General features: G+C 62.3%; 17 protein-coding genes. 8 read left to right on the top strand and 9 right to left on the bottom strand.

The window, feature by feature from the left end; translation table 11 throughout:
* Nucleotides 1–26: 26 nt before the first annotated feature.
* From BJI47_RS03115 to BJI47_RS03105, 3 genes are read right to left on the bottom strand one after another with little or no spacing between them, the layout of a single operon-like run.
* Complete coding sequence (locus BJI47_RS03115; protein ID WP_088942355.1) at nt 27–2,069, bottom strand: fructose-specific PTS transporter subunit EIIC; 2,043 nt, start codon at nt 2,067–2,069, stop codon at nt 27–29.
* A gap of 10 nt (nt 2,070–2,079) precedes the next feature.
* A complete protein-coding gene (locus BJI47_RS03110; RefSeq protein ID WP_088942354.1) occupies nt 2,080–3,102 on the bottom strand; it encodes a 1-phosphofructokinase family hexose kinase in 1,023 nt (340 codons plus the stop codon).
* Nucleotides 3,099–3,866: a DeoR/GlpR family DNA-binding transcription regulator gene (locus BJI47_RS03105; protein WP_088942353.1), complete on the bottom strand. Its 768-nt coding sequence runs from the start codon at nt 3,864–3,866 to the stop codon at nt 3,099–3,101. Before BJI47_RS03105 ends, BJI47_RS03110 begins: the two co-directional genes overlap by 4 nt.
* A gap of 144 nt (nt 3,867–4,010) precedes the next feature.
* Here BJI47_RS03105 and ptsP point away from each other — a divergent pair, with 144 nt between their 5' ends.
* From ptsP to BJI47_RS03090, 3 genes are all read left to right on the top strand, one after another.
* Entirely contained in the window at nt 4,011–5,741 is a 1,731-nt protein-coding gene (gene ptsP / locus BJI47_RS03100) for a phosphoenolpyruvate--protein phosphotransferase (RefSeq protein WP_088942352.1), read from the top strand.
* 29 nt (nt 5,742–5,770) lie between these two features.
* A complete protein-coding gene (locus BJI47_RS03095; protein WP_088942351.1) occupies nt 5,771–7,036 on the top strand; it encodes a uracil-xanthine permease family protein in 1,266 nt (421 codons plus the stop codon).
* Nucleotides 7,037–7,172: 136 nt separating this feature from the next.
* Nucleotides 7,173–8,315, top strand: a complete 1,143-nt coding sequence (locus BJI47_RS03090; RefSeq protein ID WP_088942389.1) for an acyl-CoA dehydrogenase family protein — start codon at nt 7,173–7,175, stop codon at nt 8,313–8,315.
* 79 nt (nt 8,316–8,394) lie between these two features.
* Here the strand turns inward: BJI47_RS03090 and lexA are convergent, their stop codons facing one another.
* Nucleotides 8,395–9,093, bottom strand: coding sequence for a transcriptional repressor LexA (lexA, locus tag BJI47_RS03085; protein WP_088942388.1), 699 nt, complete (start codon nt 9,091–9,093; stop codon nt 8,395–8,397).
* A gap of 386 nt (nt 9,094–9,479) precedes the next feature.
* Here lexA and BJI47_RS03080 point away from each other — a divergent pair, with 386 nt between their 5' ends.
* Nucleotides 9,480–9,989, top strand: coding sequence for a hypothetical protein (locus tag BJI47_RS03080; RefSeq protein WP_088942350.1), 510 nt, complete (start codon nt 9,480–9,482; stop codon nt 9,987–9,989).
* A 139-nt stretch (nt 9,990–10,128) separates the two neighbouring features.
* The gene (gene nrdR, locus BJI47_RS03075) at nt 10,129–10,596 is read left to right on the top strand and encodes a transcriptional regulator NrdR (protein ID WP_088942349.1); all 468 of its coding nucleotides are present in this window, start codon (nt 10,129–10,131) and stop codon (nt 10,594–10,596) included.
* A gap of 40 nt (nt 10,597–10,636) precedes the next feature.
* Here nrdR and hrpA read toward each other — a convergent pair whose 3' ends face one another.
* Nucleotides 10,637–14,542, bottom strand: coding sequence for an ATP-dependent RNA helicase HrpA (hrpA, locus tag BJI47_RS03070; protein ID WP_088942387.1), 3,906 nt, complete (start codon nt 14,540–14,542; stop codon nt 10,637–10,639).
* 93 nt (nt 14,543–14,635) lie between these two features.
* Between hrpA and BJI47_RS03065 the strand changes: the two genes are divergently transcribed.
* Together BJI47_RS03065 and BJI47_RS03060 are read left to right on the top strand one after the other, a co-directional pair.
* The gene (locus BJI47_RS03065) at nt 14,636–15,298 is read left to right on the top strand and encodes a Pr6Pr family membrane protein (RefSeq protein ID WP_088942348.1); all 663 of its coding nucleotides are present in this window, start codon (nt 14,636–14,638) and stop codon (nt 15,296–15,298) included.
* Nucleotides 15,299–15,312: 14 nt separating this feature from the next.
* Nucleotides 15,313–16,572, top strand: coding sequence for an aspartate aminotransferase family protein (locus BJI47_RS03060; protein ID WP_088942347.1), 1,260 nt, complete (start codon nt 15,313–15,315; stop codon nt 16,570–16,572).
* On the opposite strand, the gene BJI47_RS03055 is transcribed toward BJI47_RS03060, so the two are convergent.
* A complete protein-coding gene (locus BJI47_RS03055) occupies nt 16,556–16,780 on the bottom strand; it encodes a hypothetical protein (RefSeq protein ID WP_088942346.1) in 225 nt (74 codons plus the stop codon). The two genes, BJI47_RS03060 and BJI47_RS03055, sit on opposite strands and share 17 nt — an antisense overlap.
* Nucleotides 16,781–17,190: 410 nt before the next feature.
* Here BJI47_RS03055 and BJI47_RS24000 point away from each other — a divergent pair, with 410 nt between their 5' ends.
* Nucleotides 17,191–17,376 carry a hypothetical protein gene (locus BJI47_RS24000; protein ID WP_176224651.1) on the top strand — a complete coding sequence of 62 codons (186 nt, stop codon included), beginning with the start codon at nt 17,191–17,193 and terminating at the stop codon, nt 17,374–17,376.
* A gap of 91 nt (nt 17,377–17,467) precedes the next feature.
* Here BJI47_RS24000 and BJI47_RS23995 read toward each other — a convergent pair whose 3' ends face one another.
* The 3 genes from BJI47_RS23995 to BJI47_RS03040 form a co-directional block, all read right to left on the bottom strand.
* Entirely contained in the window at nt 17,468–17,641 is a 174-nt protein-coding gene (locus BJI47_RS23995) for a hypothetical protein (RefSeq protein WP_176224650.1), read from the bottom strand.
* Nucleotides 17,632–17,832, bottom strand: coding sequence for a hypothetical protein (locus tag BJI47_RS03045; RefSeq protein ID WP_125458639.1), 201 nt, complete (start codon nt 17,830–17,832; stop codon nt 17,632–17,634). The genes BJI47_RS23995 and BJI47_RS03045 overlap by 10 nt, the downstream gene beginning before the upstream one ends.
* Before the next feature lie 83 nt (nt 17,833–17,915).
* On the bottom strand, nt 17,916–18,839 hold a 924-nt coding region (locus BJI47_RS03040), incomplete at its 5' end, for an IS3 family transposase (protein WP_088942194.1).

The following is an 18,839-nucleotide window of genomic DNA, read 5'->3' as shown; positions in this document are numbered from 1 at the left end:
TTGGTTGTATGTAGCAGGGTGGGCGATCAGGCTGTGACGAGATCGGGGTCGAGTTCTGCTTCGGTTGGCGAGTTCTTGCCCTTGACGAACTGCTTCGCTGCGATGACCAGCACTGCCGAGACGATCGTGCCTGCCGCCAGGGCGAGAAGGAACCACAGGATTCCGCCGACGGCGAAGAATACGAAGATTCCACCGTGTGGCGCACTGAGCGTCACGTCCATTGCCATGACCAATGCGCCGGTGACCGCTCCACCTGCCATCATCGACGGGATGACGCGCAGCGGGTCTGCTGCGGCAAACGGAATGGCGCCCTCGGAGATGAATGCAGCACCGAGGAACCATGCAGCCTTACCGTTTTCGCGTTCTGCCTCGGTGAAGATCTTGGGGCGGACAGCCGACGCCAGGGCAAGAGCAAGAGGGGGAACCATTCCTGCCGCCATCACTGCGGCCATGATGCGAAGCGACGCTGTGTCGGTGACGGACAGACCTGCGGTGGCGAACGCGTAAGCGGCTTTGTTGACCGGTCCGCCTAGGTCGAAGCACATCATGAGTCCGAGGATGATGCCGAGGATGATGATCGAGCTGCCGGTCAGACCGTTGAGCCAGTTGGTCAGTCCGCTCGTGATGGCGGCCAGCGGCTTGCCGAGCACGAGGAACATGATGGCGCCGACGATCAACGTGGCAAACAGCGGAATGATGACGACGGGCATGAGTCCGCGGAGAACCGTCGGGATCTTCCACCTGCTGATCCACAGTGCGACGAAGCCTGCGATCAGACCGCCGACGAGACCACCGATGAAGCCCGCACCGACGAGCACGGCGACAGCACCTGCCGTGAAGCCCGGCGCGAGGCCGGGTCTGTCGGCGATGGCATACGAGATGTAGCCGGCGAGTGCAGGTACCAGAAAGCTGAACGACAACGCGCCGATCTGGAACAGCACTGCGCCGAGGTAAGCGGTCAGCCCACCGGTGGGGAGTGAGGTGAGGGAGTTGTTGACGACGATGTCCTCGGCGACGTCCTTGATCTCGTATCCACCCAGCAGGAAGCCGAGTGCGATCAGCAGTCCACCCGCCGCGACGAACGGAATCATGTAGCTGACGCCGGTCAAGAGGATCTGCCGGATGCGCGTGCCCCAGCCCAGTTCTCCGGCGCCTGTGCTGGCCGATCCTGCTGCTGCGGCGGTTCCGGAAACACGTGCGGAATCGGGATTTTCGGCGGCGCGCAATGCCTCGGTCACCATGACATCGGGTTCGTTGATCGCGCGCTTGACACCCGAGGATACGACGGGCTTGCCCGCGAATCGTTCTTTGCCCTTGACGCCGACATCGGTGGCGAAGATGACGGCCTCGGCGCCCTCGATCAGAACCGGATCGAGGGGAGTGCTACCGCTCGATCCCTGCGTCTCCACATGCACGGTGACTCCAGCGCGCTCACCGGCGGCGACGAGAGAGTCAGCAGCCATGTAAGTGTGGGCAATTCCGGTGGGGCATGCCGTCACCGCCACGATGTGCTTGGAAGTAGGAGTGGCCGCTGGCGTCGAGGCTTCTGGAGCGGAAGTTGCCGCAGCCTTCGCGGGGGTCTTTGCAGGGGCCTTTGCCGCCGGGTTGATGACGCCGTCTACCAGCGCGACGATGTCGGCCGGCGTAGGGGCGTCCCGAAGTGAGGTGACGAACTCTGGCTTGACCAGGGCGCGAGCCAGACTGGAGAGCAGCTTCATATGCGCTGAGCCGGCACCCGCGGGGGCGGCGATCAGGAACACCAGGTCTGCAGGACCGTCGGGCGCTCCGAAGTCGACCTTGGGATCGAGCCGTGCGAAACCGAGGGATGCCGAGGTGACTGCCTCTGCCCGGCAGTGTGGGATGGCGATCCCGCCGGGTAGGCCGGTAGCGGACTGAGCCTCGCGAGCCAGGGCGGCTTCGCGGAGCGGGGCCGCATCCGTGGCACGACCGGCTGCGGCAAGTAACTCCGAGAGTCGTTCGATGACAGCATCTTTGGAGGCACCGAGATCGGCATCGAGGAGGATGAGCTCCTCCGCGATGATCGCGGGATCGCTTGTTGGTGTAGACATGACTTCGCTCCTAGGAGGGTATCGACGAGCGGGTGGGGGATGACGTCGGGGGGATAGTCGAGCTGCTCGGCGGTGAATCGAACGCCCGTACCGTGACCGATTCGGGGCGAGCTTGCTCGGGTGTCGGCAACGTCGTGCCGGGCAGAGCGGTAGCCGCTGTGCCGTAGGCAACGGCTCGGCGGAGCTTGTCCGCACCCGAGCAGCGTTCGATATCGGCCAGGATGTAGCCGGCGAGCGAGGAATCGCCCGCCCCCACGGTACTGAGGGCGTCGATCCGAGGTGGTGTCGCGAACCATGCGCCCTCGGCGGAAACGAGTACCGCTCCGGCGCTGCCGAGCGTCGCGAGCACCGCGCCGACTCCCCGTTCGAGGAGCACTCGGCAGGCGGCGACCGTGGCCGTCGGATTGCCCGCCGCCGCAGCGCGTTCCAACTCTTCGGCATTCGCTCCGGTGAGTTGAGCCAGCTCCTCGGAGTTCGGCTTCACCAGGTCCGGAGCCGAACTGGGAAACGAAGCAGCGAGCGCGAGGAGCGGCGCGTCGGACGTATCGACGGCTACTTTCGACGGTGTATCGCGTAGCGCCTGCACGATGCTCGCGTACCAGTCTGTGGGGATGCCGGGCGGGAGCGATCCAGATAGAACGACCCATGCGGCGTCCTGGCCCAGATCGAGAACGGCATCGAACAATTGCTGCCGGGTGCTTACGGTCAGAGTTGCTCCGGGTTCGTTGATCTTCGTCGTTGTCCCACCAGGTTCGCTGATGGTGATGTTGGTTCGTGCCTGTCCGCTCGTCGGTACAGCGCAGTAGCGGACGCCTTTCGTCTCCAACGCAGCGAGGAGCGGATCCGTCGACGCTGCAGGTAGAACGGCCATTGCCTGAACTCCGGACGAGGTCAGGACCCGGGCCACGTTGACGCCCTTTCCGCCTGGATCGCTGACCGATGCCCGCGCTCGATACACCCCGCCGCGGACGAGCTCGGAGTCGAGCACGACTGTCCGGTCGATGCTCGGATTGGCTGTCAGTGTGACGATCATGCGATCACGACCTCGATTCCGTTGTCGGTCAAACTCTTCAGATCCGTTTCGTCGATCTCGTCGTCGGTTATCAGAACGTCGATGCTGTCCAGGCGGCCGAAGCTGACGAGGTGTTCGCGGCCGATCTTGGATGAATCCGACAGCACGACGACATGGTTGGCAGTGCGCACCATCGCTCGTTTCACAGCGGCCTCGTCACTGTCGGGCGTGGACAATCCGTGCCCGACACTCAGTGCGTTGGTCCCGATGAATGCCACATCCACTCGAAGCCATTCCAACGCCGACAACGCTTCCTCACCCACGGCAGCCTGCGTCGTACCGCGGACTCGACCGCCGAGGATGCGGAGACTTACCCCCGACAGTGGTGCGACACGAGCAGCTATGGGAATCGAATTGGTGATGAGTGTCAGCTCGCGCTCGTTGTTGAGGAGGGCAGCGAGCCGGCCGGTAGTGGTTCCTGCATCGAACACGGCGCTACCGCCGTTGGTAGGGAGGTAGGCGAGAGCCGCAGTCGCTATTGCATCCTTCTGCTCGGCCCTCGTGTACTCACGCTCGCCGACGCCCGGTTCGGCGGCAGTCAAGGCCGACGCCGGAACTGCTCCACCGTGGACTCTGCGGACAACACCGAGGCGGTCGAGGACGGCAAGGTCGCGTCGAACGGTCTCGGTCGTCACGCCGTACGTGGTCGACAGGTCTGCAACGGAGACTCGACCGCGGTTGCTGATCACCTCGGCGATTGCCTGCTGGCGCTCTTCTGCGTACACCTGCGCCTCCCTCCGAACTATTGTTGGTTTATGTTGTTTTACGCCCGTATGTGTTGACATGTCAAGAGAAAAGAGTAATCTCGATCACATAAGAGGCAGTTCGACGAGTTGCACCACACTTGTTCCAGAAACCGAGGAGGACGCATGACGGGATCGCTTCGAGCCGATACGCAAGAAGGTGTCACGGCCGCAGGAGACGCCCTGACGTTGTCGGGCTCGTCGGTTCTGCATGGAACGCCGGTAGTCCCGGGTGTCGGGTACGGCCCGGTCATCCGCCCGGGAAAACGTCCGGACGTCCCGGTCGACACGACTGTTGTCGACGAGGCAGGACGAGGAACCGAACTCGAACGTTTCAGGTCGAGCGCGGCGAATGTTTCAGCGAGACTGCTTGCCCGTGCGGAACTGGCCACCGGAGCGGCGTCGGAAGTGCTCTCGGCAAATGCGGCCATGGCCCAGGACCGAGGCTGGATCGGTGCGGCCGAGAAACTTATCGGGAAGGGCGCCCTCGCAACCTCGGCAACCGTCGCCGCGACAGAGCAGTTCATCGCCATGTTCACCAAGCTCGGTGGACTGATGGCCGAGCGCGTAACCGACCTGCGTGACATCCGCGACCGGGTTATCGCCGACATGCTGGGGATCCCCGAGCCTGGGGTTCCGACTCCCGAGACGCCCTCTGTCCTCTTTGCCGACGACTTGGCGCCCGCCGACACGGCGGGACTCGATGCACGTCTGGTTCTCGCACTGGCCACATCACTGGGTGGCCCGACCAGTCACACCGCGATCATTGCGCGTCAGCTCGGTATCCCGTGCGTCGTGGCGGTCACGGGGCTCGACGACGTAGTCGAAGGTGCTCCCGCTCTGGTGAACGGAATCACCGGCGACATCGTGCTGGAGCCCGATGCGATTCTCGCAAAAACTTCGGTGGACTCGGCTCGAGCCGAATTGGATCGGGTGTCCCAGTGGTCAGGACCGGGAGTCACAGCCGACGGCCACCGAGTCGACATCCTTGCCAACGTTCAGGACGGCGCGGGAGCTCGCGCAGCGAGGAAGACTGCCGCCGGCGGGATCGGACTCTTTCGTACCGAACTGTGCTTCCTGGATCGAGACTCGGAACCGACCGTCGACGAGCAGGCCGAAATCTACGGTCAAGTTCTCGATGCGTTCGCCGGGCACAAGGTTGTCGTTCGTACGCTCGACGCCGGATCGGACAAGCCCCTGCGTTTTGCCAATCATCCGGACGAGGCCAACCCCGCACTTGGTATTCGGGGCATCCGAATCGCCGAGCAGGACAGAGGAATTCTTCATCGTCAGCTCGACGGGATCGCTGCCGCTGCCGCAGCCTCCAATTCGAGTCCTTGGGTGATGGCACCCATGATTGCTACCGCGGCCGAAGCAGCCGCGTTCGCCGCCGACGTCCGCGAAAGGGGTTTGACTCCGGGCGTCATGATCGAGGTCCCGGCCGCGGCGCTGCTCGCCGAGCACATTCTCGAGCATGTGGAGTTTCTGTCGATCGGAACGAACGATCTGGCGCAGTACACCATGGCCGCCGATCGGATGTCCTCCCAACTCGCCTCACTCACCGATCCGTGGCAGCCGGCGGTCATTGCGCTGGTCGCCCACACCGCGAAGGCCGGTACGGCAGCAGGCAAGCCGGTGGGAGTGTGCGGAGAGGCCGCCGCCGACCCACTGCTGGCGTGCGTCCTGGTGGGCCTGGGTGTCACGTCACTGTCCGCTGCGTCGGCTGCAGTCCCACACGTAGGGGCAAAATTGTCCACGGTCACGCTGGAGCAGTGCCGTCGCGCGGCCGCGGCCGCGTCGAAGACCGACAGTGCCACGGCGGCACGTGAGGCCGCGGCGTCGATCCTGAACGAGTGACAGTGCGGCAGGCCATAAGATTCGAACCCGTGAGAAGACAATTCGGATGGACCTTGCACGGAAACGGCAGGAACGTCGAGGCAGGGGCGGTCGTGGCGCCAGACCAGCGCCTGTCGTGGCCGCGGACCGTGGGTATCGGTATGCAGCACGTCATCGCCATGTTCGGCGCCACGTTGCTCGTTCCCACGGTGACCGGATTTCCCGTCACCACGACCCTGTTGTTCTCGGGCATCGGTACCGCGCTGTTCCTCGTGATCACCCGGGGACGCATCCCCAGCTATCTCGGGTCCTCGTTCGCTTTCATCGCCCCACTCAGTGCGGCACAGGCGAGCGGCCCCGCCGCGCAACTCGGCGCCGTCATGTCCGTGGGCGTCGTGCTGACCCTCGTCGGCTTGGTCGTCAAGTTCGCGGGCGGACGGCTCATCGAAGCGGTGATGCCCCCGGTCGTCACAGGTGCGGTCGTGCTTCTCATCGGACTCAACCTTGCTCCCGCAGCGACGTCGTCGTTCGAGGCGCAGCCGCTCGTGGCTGCCGTGACTCTCGCGGCAATCCTGCTGGTGACCGTCGCCGGCCCGGGACTGCTCGGACGCCTCGGAATTCTTGTCGGTGTCATCATCGGATGGGTTTTCGCTGCTGTGTCAGGGCAGATCTCGGACGTCAAACTCGACGCGATGAGGGCTGCGGCATGGATCGGTGTTCCGGAATTCCGCGGACCGACATTCGAATTGTCCGTCGTCCTCATCGCGCTACCCGTCGTCATCGTTCTCGTGGCCGAGAACGTCGGGCACGTCAAAGCAGTATCGGCAATGACCGGTAAGCAGCTCGACGACCTCGCCGGAGATGCACTCATCGCAGATGGCTTGGCGACGACGCTGGCAGGCGCTGCGGGTGGCTCGGGCACGACCACCTACGCCGAGAACATCGGTGTGATGGCGGCGACGCGCGTGTATTCGACCGCGGCGTACTGGGTGGCCGCGGTGACGGCAGTCGTGCTCGCATTCTCGCCCAAGTTCGGCGCACTGGTGTTCACGGTTCCTGACGGAGTCATCGGTGGCGCGACGCTCGTCCTGTACGGACTGATCGGGTTGCTGGGTGTGCGGATCTGGTCGGATAGCAAGGTCGATTTCACCGATCCCGTCAACCTCGTTGTCGTTGCTGCTGCCATCGTTGCCGGTATCGGCGATCTGACGCTGAAGGTCGGGTCGGTGGAGCTCGGCGGTATCGCCTGGGGATCGGTCGGCATCTTGGTCGGATATCCCGTTCTGCGTGCCCTTTCTCGCACACAGCATCGATAGCGGAAACGTATTCGGTCACCGATTCCGCGCAGCTCGGTCATCGACCGTGCGACCAGCTCGGTCGTAGGCTCGAGTGACGTCAGTTCACCGGCGGCGAACAATTGTGCAGCCGGTTGGCAACTCGAAGGAGACCGAAGTGGAACGCACGATATTCGATTCCGAGCACGACATGTTTCGCGAGTCGTACCGCAAGTTCCTCGACCAGCATGTTGCGCCGAACCACGCCAAGTGGGAAGAGCAGAATCTCGTCGATCGTTGGGTGTGGGTAGAAGCGGGAAAGCAGGGATTCCTCGGCACCGACGTGCCAGAGGAGTACGGCGGTGGCGGTGTCAAGGACTTCCGCTACAACGCCATCGTCACCGAAGAAACCACCCGTGGCGGCTACAGCGGAATCGGATTCACGCTGCACAATGACGTCGTTGCGCCATATCTCATCAATCTGACGAACGAAGAACAGAAGCAGCGTTGGCTACCTGGATTCAGTTCCGGTGAGTTGATCACCGCGATCGCGATGACCGAGCCCGGTACCGGTAGCGATCTGCAGGGGATCAAGACCAAGGCCGTTCGTGATGGTGACGAATGGATCCTCAACGGGTCGAAGACGTTCATCACCAACGGAATCAATGCCGACCTCGTCATCGTCGTAGCCTGCACCGACCCCGACAAGGGTGCGCAGGGATTCAGCTTGCTCGTAGTCGAGCGCGATATGCCTGGTTTCGAACGTGGACGCAATCTCGACAAGATCGGGATGAAGGCGCAGGACACGGCTGAACTGAGCTTCACCGACGTCCGTGTGCCCGCCGCGAACCTTCTCGGTGAGGAGGGGATGGGTTTCATCTACCTGATGCAGAACCTGCCTCAGGAACGACTGTCCATTGCGGTCGTCGCAGCAGCCGCCATGGAGTCGGCGCTCGACATGACAATTCAGTACTGCCGTGATCGCAAGGCATTCGGTAAGTCCATCGGCAAATTCCAGAACACACGATTCGTGCTGGCGGAGTTGGCAACCGAGACGACGGCCTCACGAATCATGGTCGACAAATTCATCGAACTGCTCAACGACGGTAAGCTGACAGTGCAGGAAGCCGCTATGGCCAAGTGGTGGACCACCGAGAACCAGGTGCGTCTCATCGACCGATGCCTGCAACTGCACGGCGGATACGGATACATGAGGGAATACCCGATTGCCAAGGCATACATGGACTCTCGGGTGCAGACGATCTACGGCGGAACGACCGAGATCATGAAGGAAATCATCGGGCGAGGACTGAATCTCTAGTATTCATCTGCCGACCGATACAGCGAAGGGCCGCAACCACGACGTTGGGTTGCGGCCCTTCGCTGAACGAACTCGCCGATCAGAGCTTGCGCATGACCGTGACAACCTTGCCGAGGATGGCTGCGTCATTGCCCGGGATCGGCTCGAACAAGGGGTTGTGCGGCATCAGCCATACCTCACCCTTGGTGCGCTTGAACGTTTTCACCGTGGCTTCGCCGTCGATCATGGCCGCGACGATATCGCCGTTGTCGGCGACACTCTGCTGTCGGACCACCACCCAGTCGCCATCGCAAATTGCGGCTTCGATCATGGACTCGCCGACGACTCTCAGCAGGAACAGGGAACCCTGGCCGACCAGTTCGCGGGGGAGGGGGAATACGTCTTCGACCGCCTGCTCGGCAAGAATCGGACCGCCGGCGGCGATTCGTCCCAGTACCGGCACGAACGTCGGAGTCGGCAGTTGATCCTCGGCCGGCGCCGAGCCGTCGGCGACGGCTGCCGCGTGGTCTGCCTGAACCTCGTCGAGCCCGCGGACATCCACTGCGCGTGGGCGGTTCGGGTCACGTCGGAGGAACCCTTTGCGCTCCAGCGTTCGAAGTTGATGAGCGACCGACGAGGTCGACGTCAACCCGACCGCATCCCCGATCTCCCGGATACTCGGCGGGTAACCACGCTCTGTCACCGAGGCTCTGATGACCTCGAGAACCTTGCGTTGACGTTCGGTCAGGCCCGCATTGATGTCGGTGCCTTCACCTTCGAAAGCCTTCGCCGTAGGCACTGAGGGCGCCTTGGTGGGTGTGGCGACCTTGGCGGTTCCGGCGAGCTTGGCAGCCGGCGCGGTGGCTTTTCCGCGCGTCTTCGCGCTCACTGCCGTAGCCTTCGTCTTCCCGCTCGTCCTGCCCGTGGACTTCGGTGACCCTGACGAGGTCTCTTCTCTCATTCGTGCATCCTCCTGCATCGCCTTCCCCTGCCGGGCCTTTTCGTGTGCTCGAGCGGCCCGAACGCGTGGTGTGGATGTGACGTGTGGTTTCTGACACGAATCTAGCCCGAATTCCCTGTTCGATCAAACATCTGTTCGATCCGTGTCGCGACTTCTGCTGACATTGTCCGACTCGCGTGATAGAACTTCGAACAAGCGTTCATCGAACGCCTGATCGAACAAAGGTGAATATCGCGACTTTCGCGAGCATCGTCACGGTCGATCTGTACACCGCAGTGGAGGTTCCGATGAGCATCACGACAGAGCGCCCCGGTGCTCTAACCAGTCTCGCAGCAGCAGGTCGGGGTACAGACGGTCGCGGTACCCTCGATCGCACAGCACGCTCGGCGTCGTCTGTCCGTACTTCTCGCCCGCGCACGTCGTGCGCGTCACTCGATCGTCGCCGCTACCTTCAGACTGTCGCGCCACAGGGCGGCGGCAACCGTCTCATCGATCAGAGCTCCGCCGATCGAAGCTTCGACGACGACACGCCACGTCAGACAATTTCGTGGACCGCGACTGTCGCGGGGGTGCTGATCACGGCCATTGTTCTTCTGGGCTTGATTGGGCTTGCGAATCTACGTGCCGGATCTTTCGACGGCGGCTCAGCGGGTGGTGTCACGGTCGTGGAGCAAGGTGGACTCGTCGGTTCTGCGGGGCAGGATCTCATCACGGTCACCGACTCGGGCCAGTGATGCAGCGATGCCTGAAGTACTCCTCGGTGATCGAGCCAGGTACGCGGCACTGAGTCCGATAGCACTCCGAGTATCCTCGGTACCTGCACCTCTTGCGCTACATACGAGATGGTGTGACGGCTACGACGGAGGCTCTTACATGCATTGCCCGTTCTGCAAGAACCCCGACTCCCGCGTGGTCGACTCTCGCGAGGCCGACGAAGGTCAGGCGATCCGTCGTCGTCGCTCATGCCCGGAGTGCGGACGCCGCTTCACCACGGTGGAGACCGCTGTCCTGGCTGTAGTGAAGCGCAGCGGAGTCACCGAGCCTTTCAGTCGCGAGAAAGTAGTGCGAGGCGTTCGTCGTGCCTGCCAAGGCCGCGATGTCGACAACGACGCTCTGAATTTGTTGGCCCAGCAGGTCGAGGATGCAGTTCGGGCTTCCGGATCGGCCGAGATCCCTAGCAACGAGGTTGGACTGGCCATTCTCGGTCCGCTACGCGATCTCGACGAGGTTGCGTATTTGCGGTTCGCGTCGGTGTACAAGTCCTTCAGTTCGGCAGAGGACTTCGAGAAAGAAATTCAGGACCTTCGCGAGCATCGAGAGCCAGCTGTCACTGTCGACTGAAGAACGCGTGGTCGCCTGAGGAACGCGTGCGCTCGGGGCCTCACTGTTGGCCAATGGCCTGGATTGCTTTTGTGATCCTTTTTTCCGATATCGGGTACGCGGTTCGAACTCCTTGCGCGAAAAGTTGGATTCGCAACTCCTCGATCATCCAGAAGATCTCCTGCACGGGCTTGCTTTGCTGTCTGGCTTCAGGAAGCGACTTCAGCAGTCGGTCGTATGCCTCGTAGACTCGGTCGAGTGCATTCATGCCGGTTTCGTCCCGGTTCGCACTGCTGGGTAGTGAGCCGAGTCGCCGAGTAGCGGCCGTGAGGTACCGGGGAATTTCAGCGAGCTTCGCAGAGCCGAATTCGAATACGAAGCCATTGAAAACCAGACCGGCTAGTTGTTCGCGAACGTCGTCGGCGGCGTCGCCGCCCGCTCGTTCGAGTGCGGCTCGAAGCTCCACGGCCGCAGTCAGAATCGGTCGAACCAGTGCAAGGACCCGAGAGGTGCGTTCGGTTACCTCGGCATTCACCGACTTGACCAGAGCTTCGAATTCTTCCGGCGAGCGGACAGGACCGCCGTGCGCACTCATCGACTCGTCGATTGCTGTCGTGCGGCAGTCCTCGAGTAATGCTTCGATGCTGCCGTACGGATTCTGTCCGAGCGCGATTCTTTCTTTCGTCGGGATTCCGGCGATGAGTGCCTTGGTGCCGCGTGGTGCACGCTCGCTCAACAGAGCTCTGGTTCCGTTGCGCATTGCGGCACGTTGCTGGGCCGGTGTGCTCAGTACCCGGACCGCGACGCCACCGTTTTCCGGTACGAGTGCGGGATATCCGGTGACTCGTTGCCCGCCTACAGAACGCGAGACGGTCTGCTCCAGAGTTCCCAGAGTCGAGGACGTCCATGCCAGCGTTGCTGCCCGCTCGGCTTGGCCGACGGCACTGGCGACTTCGCGGTTCACTCGCGGTGACAGGGTTTGTCGGAGGGCAGTGAGGTCCTTGTTCGATCCGAGTACGTCACCGTTGATATCCACTGCGACAAACGTCATCCGGAGATGGTCGGGGAGCTCCGAAACTTGAAAGTCTGCCGGATCGATTCGGCATGAACCCAACCGTGAGAGCTCACGGGCCAGCGCAGTGAGAACGGGTTCTGATCTCGGCTTCATCGCCGTCAGTGCGGCGGCGGCAAAGTCGGGAGCGGGTACCACGTGGCGTCGTAAAGTTTTGGGCAGCAGTTTGATCAGTGTGCTGATGAGTTCCGCTCGCAAGCCTGGGACCAGCCAGTCGAAGCCGACCGGTTGAACCTGCGCGAGCAGGGCGATCGGGATGCGGGCGCTGACCCCGTCAGCGGCGGAACCGGGCTCGAACTGATAGGTCAGCGGAAACTGGACCTCGCCTTGGCGCCACGCATCGGGATACTCCCCACCCAGTACGGATGCAGCGTCGGGATTGACGACGGTCGATGCTGTGAAATCGAGGAGATCCGGCGTCGTGCGCCTCGTCTTCTTCCACCACGTGTCGAAGTGGCGAGCGGAAACGGCTTCCGCACCGATTCTGGAGTCGTAGAACTCGAAGAGTGCATCGTCGTCGACCACGATGTCGCGTCGGCGGGCCCGATTCTCGAGCTCGCCGACGTCATCGAGCAGTGCGCGGTTCTTGTGAAAGAACGGATGCTGCGTGGTCCACTCGCCCTGCACCAGTGCATGTCTGATGAACAGCTCGCGGGAGCCTTCTGCATCGATGCTGTGGTATCCGACCGGTCGGCCGGTCACGAGGGGAAGCCCGTACAGGGTGACGCGCTCGTATGCCATGGCCGATTGGCGTTTCGTGGACCAATGTGGCTCGGAGTATGTGCGCTTCACCAGATGCGGGGCGAGTCTCTCGGCCCATTCGGGTTCGATTCGGGCCGCCATCCGGCCCCACAGACGTCCGGTCTCGACCAGTTCGGCCGCCATCACCCAGCGCGGAGGCTTCTTGAACAGCCCGGAGCCGGGGAATATCGCAAAGTGGGTTCCGCGGGCACCCAGGAACTCGCGTTTGTCACCTTCTTTGACTCCGATATGCGAAAGGAGGCCGGCCAGGAGCGCTTGATGCAACGAATCGTGCGAGCTCGGCGCGTCGGGCACAGTCCAGCCGAGACCCCTGGTGATCTGACGTAGTTGACCGTGCAGATCCTGCCATTCGCGCACACGGAGGTAGTGCAGGAATTCGTTTCGGCACATCCTTCGAAACTGGTTCGACGACAAGTCGTTTCGCTGGTCGCGAAGGTATTCCCACAGTGCTGTGTACGACAGAAAGTCCGAGTTCGGAGCCGTGAATCTCGCATGCTGCTCATCGGCTGCCTGCTGGTGTTCGGCCGGACGTTCGCGAACGTCCTGGATGGACATCGCCGAGACGACGACGAGAGCGTCGGCGAGCGCGCCCGTCTTGTTCGCTTCCACGAGCATGCGGGCCATGCGTGGATCGACTGGAAGCTGAGCCAGCTCGCGCCCGATCGGCGTGAGCTCGGACTCGCCGGTGTTCGAGGACGGCTTCAAGGCCCCCAACTCTTCGAGCAAACCGATACCGTCCCGGATGCTGCGCGGATCGGGCGGCTCGACAAAGGGGAATGCGTCGATCTTGCCCAGGCCGAGGGAAGTCATCTGCAGGATCACCGACGCGAGGTTGGTACGGAGGATCTCCGGTTCGGTGAACGGGGGCCGTGCATCGAAGTCGTCTTCGGAGTACAAGCGGATGCATATTCCGTCGGCCACACGGCCACATCTACCTGCCCGCTGACGGGCCGATGCCTGCGAAATCGGCTCGATAGGGAGTCGCTGGACTTTGGTGCGCAGCGAGTAGCGCGAGATGCGTGCGGTGCCGGGATCGACGACGTATCTGATTCCAGGCACCGTCAGTGACGTCTCGGCGACGTTCGTCGAGAGAACGACGCGGCGGCCGGTGTGTGAGGAGAAGACTCGGTGCTGCTCGTCGGCGGACAAGCGCGCATACAGGGGGACGACCTCGGTGTTGCGCAGTTGCCGATCACGCAATGCATCGGCAGTATCGCGTATTTCGCGTTCACCGGAGAGGAAGACGAGAATGTCGCCTTCGCCTTCGGCCATGAGCTCGTCGACGGCATCGCATGTTGCGTCGACGGGATCTCGGTCGACTGTCGTCTCGCCTGCGTCGACAGTCAGAGGGCGGTAGCGCATCTCCACGGGGAATGTGCGTCCGGACACTTCGATGATGGGGGCTGGGACACCGTCCCGGGCGAAATGCTGGGCGAATCGTTCCGGATCGATCGTTGCGGAGGTGATGATCACCTTCAGATCGGGGCGGCGGGGGAGTAGCTGAGCGAGGTAGCCGAGGATGAAGTCGATATTCAGACTTCGTTCGTGAGCCTCGTCGATGATGAGCGTGTCGTACTGCCGGAGCATCCGATCCCGTTGAATCTCGGCCAACAGAATTCCATCGGTCATCAGCTTGACCAGCGTCGAGTCCGAGGATTGATCGGTGAATCTGACCTTGTAACCGACTGATTGTCCGAGGGTCTCGCCCACCTCCTCGGCGATGCGCTCGGCAACCGTTCTGGCAGCGAGTCGACGGGGTTGGGTATGGCCGATGGATCCTCGAATCCCACGGCCCAGTTCGAGACAAATCTTGGGAATCTGTGTCGTTTTTCCCGATCCCGTCTCGCCGGCGACGATGACTACCTGATGTTGCTCGATAGCGGCGGCGATGTCGTCCTTGCGGCGGCTGACCGGAAGCGCCTCGGGATACTCGATCTTCGGAACCGCGGCCCGCCGATTCGCGGTCAGAAGCTCGGCGCGAACGATCTCGGGTTCGATCGCTGCCAGGGCGTCGTCGGTGCGGGCACGTTCGAGCTTGCGCCGGAGGCGGTGGGCGTCGCGCACGGAGACCGACGAAAGTCGGGCGGTCAGGGTGCGTCTGAGACTCGAAGACGGGGATGTTGATGTGGACATGCTGCCCACCAGGGTATCTGCCCGGTGGCGCGAGAGCCGGACTGCCCGACCCAAACGCAGTGAAATCGCTGCCTGTCCGTGTCAAGATCAACTATGAGGACCTCGCGGCATGCGCCCGCAGCACTCGGCACACACGTGCTCGTGAGGTCGTTCCGGCTTCTGTTCGCTGCGCTCACGTTCGCCGCACTCTCGTGGATCGTCGCAAAAGGGTTGGACAGTAGCTCGTTCTCACTCACCAACTACTTCAGCTACTTCACCGTGCTCAGCAACGTCCTGACTGTTCTCGTGCTTGCCGTGGGCGGGTTTGCGGACCCGCAGGGGAAGCGCTGGCAGTTGTTCCGCGGGGGTGTGACGTTGTACATGGTCATCACCGGGATCATCTATGCAGTACTGCTTGCCGGGATCGACGTCGGCGTCGCTGATCCGTGGACCAACAATGTGGTTCATCGAATCATGCCGGTGGTGATTCTGATCGACTGGATCGTGTCGCCGCCGCGCAAGAAGATCACCGAGGCGCAGTCGCTGATCTGGCTCGTCTTTCCCTTCGTCTATGGGATCTACACTCTGGTCCGCGGGCCGATCGTCGACTGGTATCCCTATCCGTTCCTCGATCCGCGCAGCCAGGGATACGTCGCGTTGGTGATCGGTCTGCTCGTACTCACCGTCGCATTCGTCCTGATGGCACTAGCGGTGAACGCAGTCGGCAGGCTCGGCAGCCGATGGCGGTACGGGGCACAATCGGACGCAGCTCGTTGACTAAGCTGGGAGCCATGTCTTCTGTGGCCGATACTTCCCCTGAGTCCACCCCCTCTGCGCTTTGGCATGGTTTCGCCGATATGGGTGCAGTGACCAGAACAGGCCCCTTCGTCGTCTCACGTGGCGAGGGCGCTCACATCTGGGACCGGGACGGCAACAAGTATCTCGATGCAACTGCCGGGTTGTGGTTCACGAACGTCGGTCACGGACGGACCGAGATCGCCGACGCCGTCGCCGCCCAGCTCGGATCGCTGGCGCACTACTCCAACTTCGGAGATTTCGTTCCGGAGACGACGCTGGCACTCGCGGAGCGGCTCGGGAAGATCGCGCCCGTTGTGGGTAGCAAGGTGTTCTTCACCTCGGGTGGTTCCGACTCGATCGACACAGCGGCGAAATTGGCCAGGCGTTACTGGCACGAGATGGGCAAGCCTGGGAAGACGCTCATTGTGGGACGTGAAAAGGCTTACCACGGAATGCATGTCGCTGGTACTGCGCTGGCAGGCATTGCGGTGAATCGAGAGAACTACGGCGAGCTGATGCCGGATGCGCGCACTGTCGCTTGGGACGATGCGAAGAGCTTGCTGGCGCTCATCGAGGAAGTCGGTGCCGACAAGATCGCCGCCTTCTTCTGCGAGCCCATCATCGGTGCCGGTGGGGTCTATCTTCCGCCGAAGGGGTACCTGCAGGAGGTACGCCAAATTTGTCGTGACAACGACGTTCTGTTCGTCGCGGACGAGGTAGTAACCGGCTTCGGCCGGATCGGCGGCTCGTGGTTCGCGTCGACTCGTTTCGACCTACAGCCCGACCTGATGACCACTGCGAAGGGACTCACCTCGGGGTACGTCCCGATGGGAGCGGTGTTCGTCGCGCCGCACATCGCCGAGCCGTTCTACTCCGGCGGGGTCTGGTGGCGGCACGGCTATACCTACGGTGGACACGCGGGGGCCGCAGCCGCGGCGATGGCAACACTGGACATCATGGAGCGCGAAAACCTGCTGCAAGAGTCCGCCCGTCTCGAGACGTCGCTGCACACCTATCTGGCGCCACTCGCCGAACATCCTCGCGTGCAGGAGGTTCGCAGCGGACTCGGTGCAGTAGCCGCAGTGCAGTTGGTCGATCCGGCCGAGGCGCTGCCCTTCGTCGCGACGCTCCGCAAACACGGTGTCTCCGGGCGCGCAGCAGGGCAGGGTGCGATGCAGATCTCGCCGTCGTTCGTGATGACGGACAACGAGGTAGAAGAGCTCGCCGGCCGAATCCTCAGCGCGCTCGGCTGAACCGGTCCTTCAGGCGCTGCACTCGGGTTCGCCCGGGTGCAGCGTTGAGCACTGGGGTTTCAGCTGCCTGGGCAAACCTCTTGTGCAATTGATCGCGGACCTCGTCGGGGGCGTACGCCTGCCGCTTGCGTTCCGACTTCACGACGAGGGCGCCTGTCGCGGCAATACCGACGACGCCTGCCATCCCGAGGATCTTCCACAGCTTCATCGCTTCACCGTACTGTGATCGCGGACGGTGGAGCGATCGCTGAGTTCGGCGACGAGGTCTTCGACGAGGATCTTGATTTTGTCGCGAATCGGACGGACGGCGTCGATGCCCTTGCCTGCGGGGTCGGGCAGCGCCCAGTCACGGTAACGCTGTCAGTTTCAGAAGTGGGCTTCACGTTTTCCTGGTTCCGCTCCTGCTGGCAGCGACAATGTCGTGGTACCGGCGGCGCTCACCGAGACGCTCCAGTGCCACACGCTGGCGCAAGTAGGCCACTGCAGCCGACGAGTCGACGCGCGTATCCAGATTTATCAGACCACCGGTGCCAACAAGCGCTCGATCTACGTTCATTTCGGGCCGAAGGAAGAGTTGTTCGATCTTGTGGTGGCGCGGACGCTGGCGGAAATGCCGGGATGGATCAGTTTCCGTTCGAGCCTGATGATGTGCCGGGGTATTCGGGTGCTTTGTTCGACTATCTGATGGCCACACCGGCGATCCTGCGGTTGGTGGCGTGGGCGAAGGCCAGGCTTCGCGCCCACCGCGCGATACTGACCACCGCCGCCAAGTCACTGGTAGAAGCTGTACAGCCCAGACCATGACCCTTTCCAGGCTTCCAGTCCACTGGAAGGTGGACTATTGCGCAGGCACTTCTTAGTCGTCCGATCGTTGCCCAGCAAGTCTCATCGACTCTTACAGGTCACTGTCGATGAATTCGAGCAACTCTGCAAGTAACCGATCTGCTTGCTCTTCGACCTCGTCGAGGGCCGAGATGATACCGCCGAGAATACGATGCGACTGTTTACGAGCCGCGATTCCGCGCTCGTAATAGTCGGCATCGAGTAGCCCTGTGGTCGTCAGGGCCACCGCAGCGACGGTGTCGGGGGCTCGTTGGGATCGGTAGCCAACGTGCTGTCTCCATCGCCGAGCAATGAGTCAAGAACGAAGTCGGCCGCGGTTTGCGGTTCGTCACCCTCGATTACTGGCTCCTCCACAACGACGTCGTCATCATCTTGCTCGTCCTGCTGGTCTTGGATGGGCTTATCGTTGTTGGTCACCGCAAACTCCTCTGTTCCTTTGCTTGGGCCGACTTCGGCATTGTCGAAGATGCCTGAGGTTCCCCCCGAAAAGTGGACAGTGGTCACGCGGCCATGATGGGCGCGATCAGTGACTGTTCGTACGTGGTGGGGCTGAGCATCCCGATCGTGGAGTGCCTACGGCGAGTGTTGTAGAAGTTCATCCAGTTGTCAACTGCAGCAACCAATTCAGTGGCATGAACGAAGGTGTGCCGGTAGTAGTACTCGTGCTTGAACGTCGACCACAGACTTTCGGCGCCGGCGTTGTCCCAGCATTGACCGGTTTCACCCATCGAACGCCGCAACCCGTACCGTTCACACGCCTGCTTCATGATGTCAGCAGTGTACTGAGATCCCCTGTCCGAGTGCATGATTGTTCCCGCGACATCGCCGCCACGTTCGGCGACCGCCATCTCCAACGCTTCGACAACCAGCTCGGTGCGCATGTGATCGGCCACGGCCCATCCGAGAACCTTCTTCGAGTGCTCGTCCTTGATCGCGCACAGGTACATATCCCCCTCCCCGCAGGTCAGATACGTTATGTCCGAAGTCCACACCGCATCGAGTTCACCCTGATCGAAACGGCGCTGGACCAGATCATCAGGGAACGAGGCGAACGGATCGACCACGGTGGTGCGGACCTTGAACGTGCGCGGACTGATGCCGACGACACCGAGCGATCGCATGATCTTGGCGACAGTTTTCTCGGTGATCACCTCGCCTCGGTCGTGGAGTTCGGCGGTGATGCGCGGTGCCCCGTACACGCCTTTCGACTCCTGGTGGATCGCGAGGATCTTGATCTCCAGATCGGCTCTACGCTGCTCTCGCTCTGCCAATCGGGTTGTCACACTGCGTCCTTGGTTCTTGTAGAAGCCGGAGGTCGACACCTCGAGCAGGCGCGCCATCCGGTGAACTGCGGAGTTCGCGTACTCCGCGGCCATCAACGTGTAGAGCTCTACTTTTGTTGATTGGCTGCGAAGTACGCGGAC

The sequence above is a fragment of the Rhodococcus sp. 1168 genome (assembly GCF_002091955.1).
GTDB lineage: Bacteria > Actinomycetota > Actinomycetes > Mycobacteriales > Mycobacteriaceae > Rhodococcoides.
This window is presented reverse-complemented; position numbering and strand designations above follow the sequence as displayed.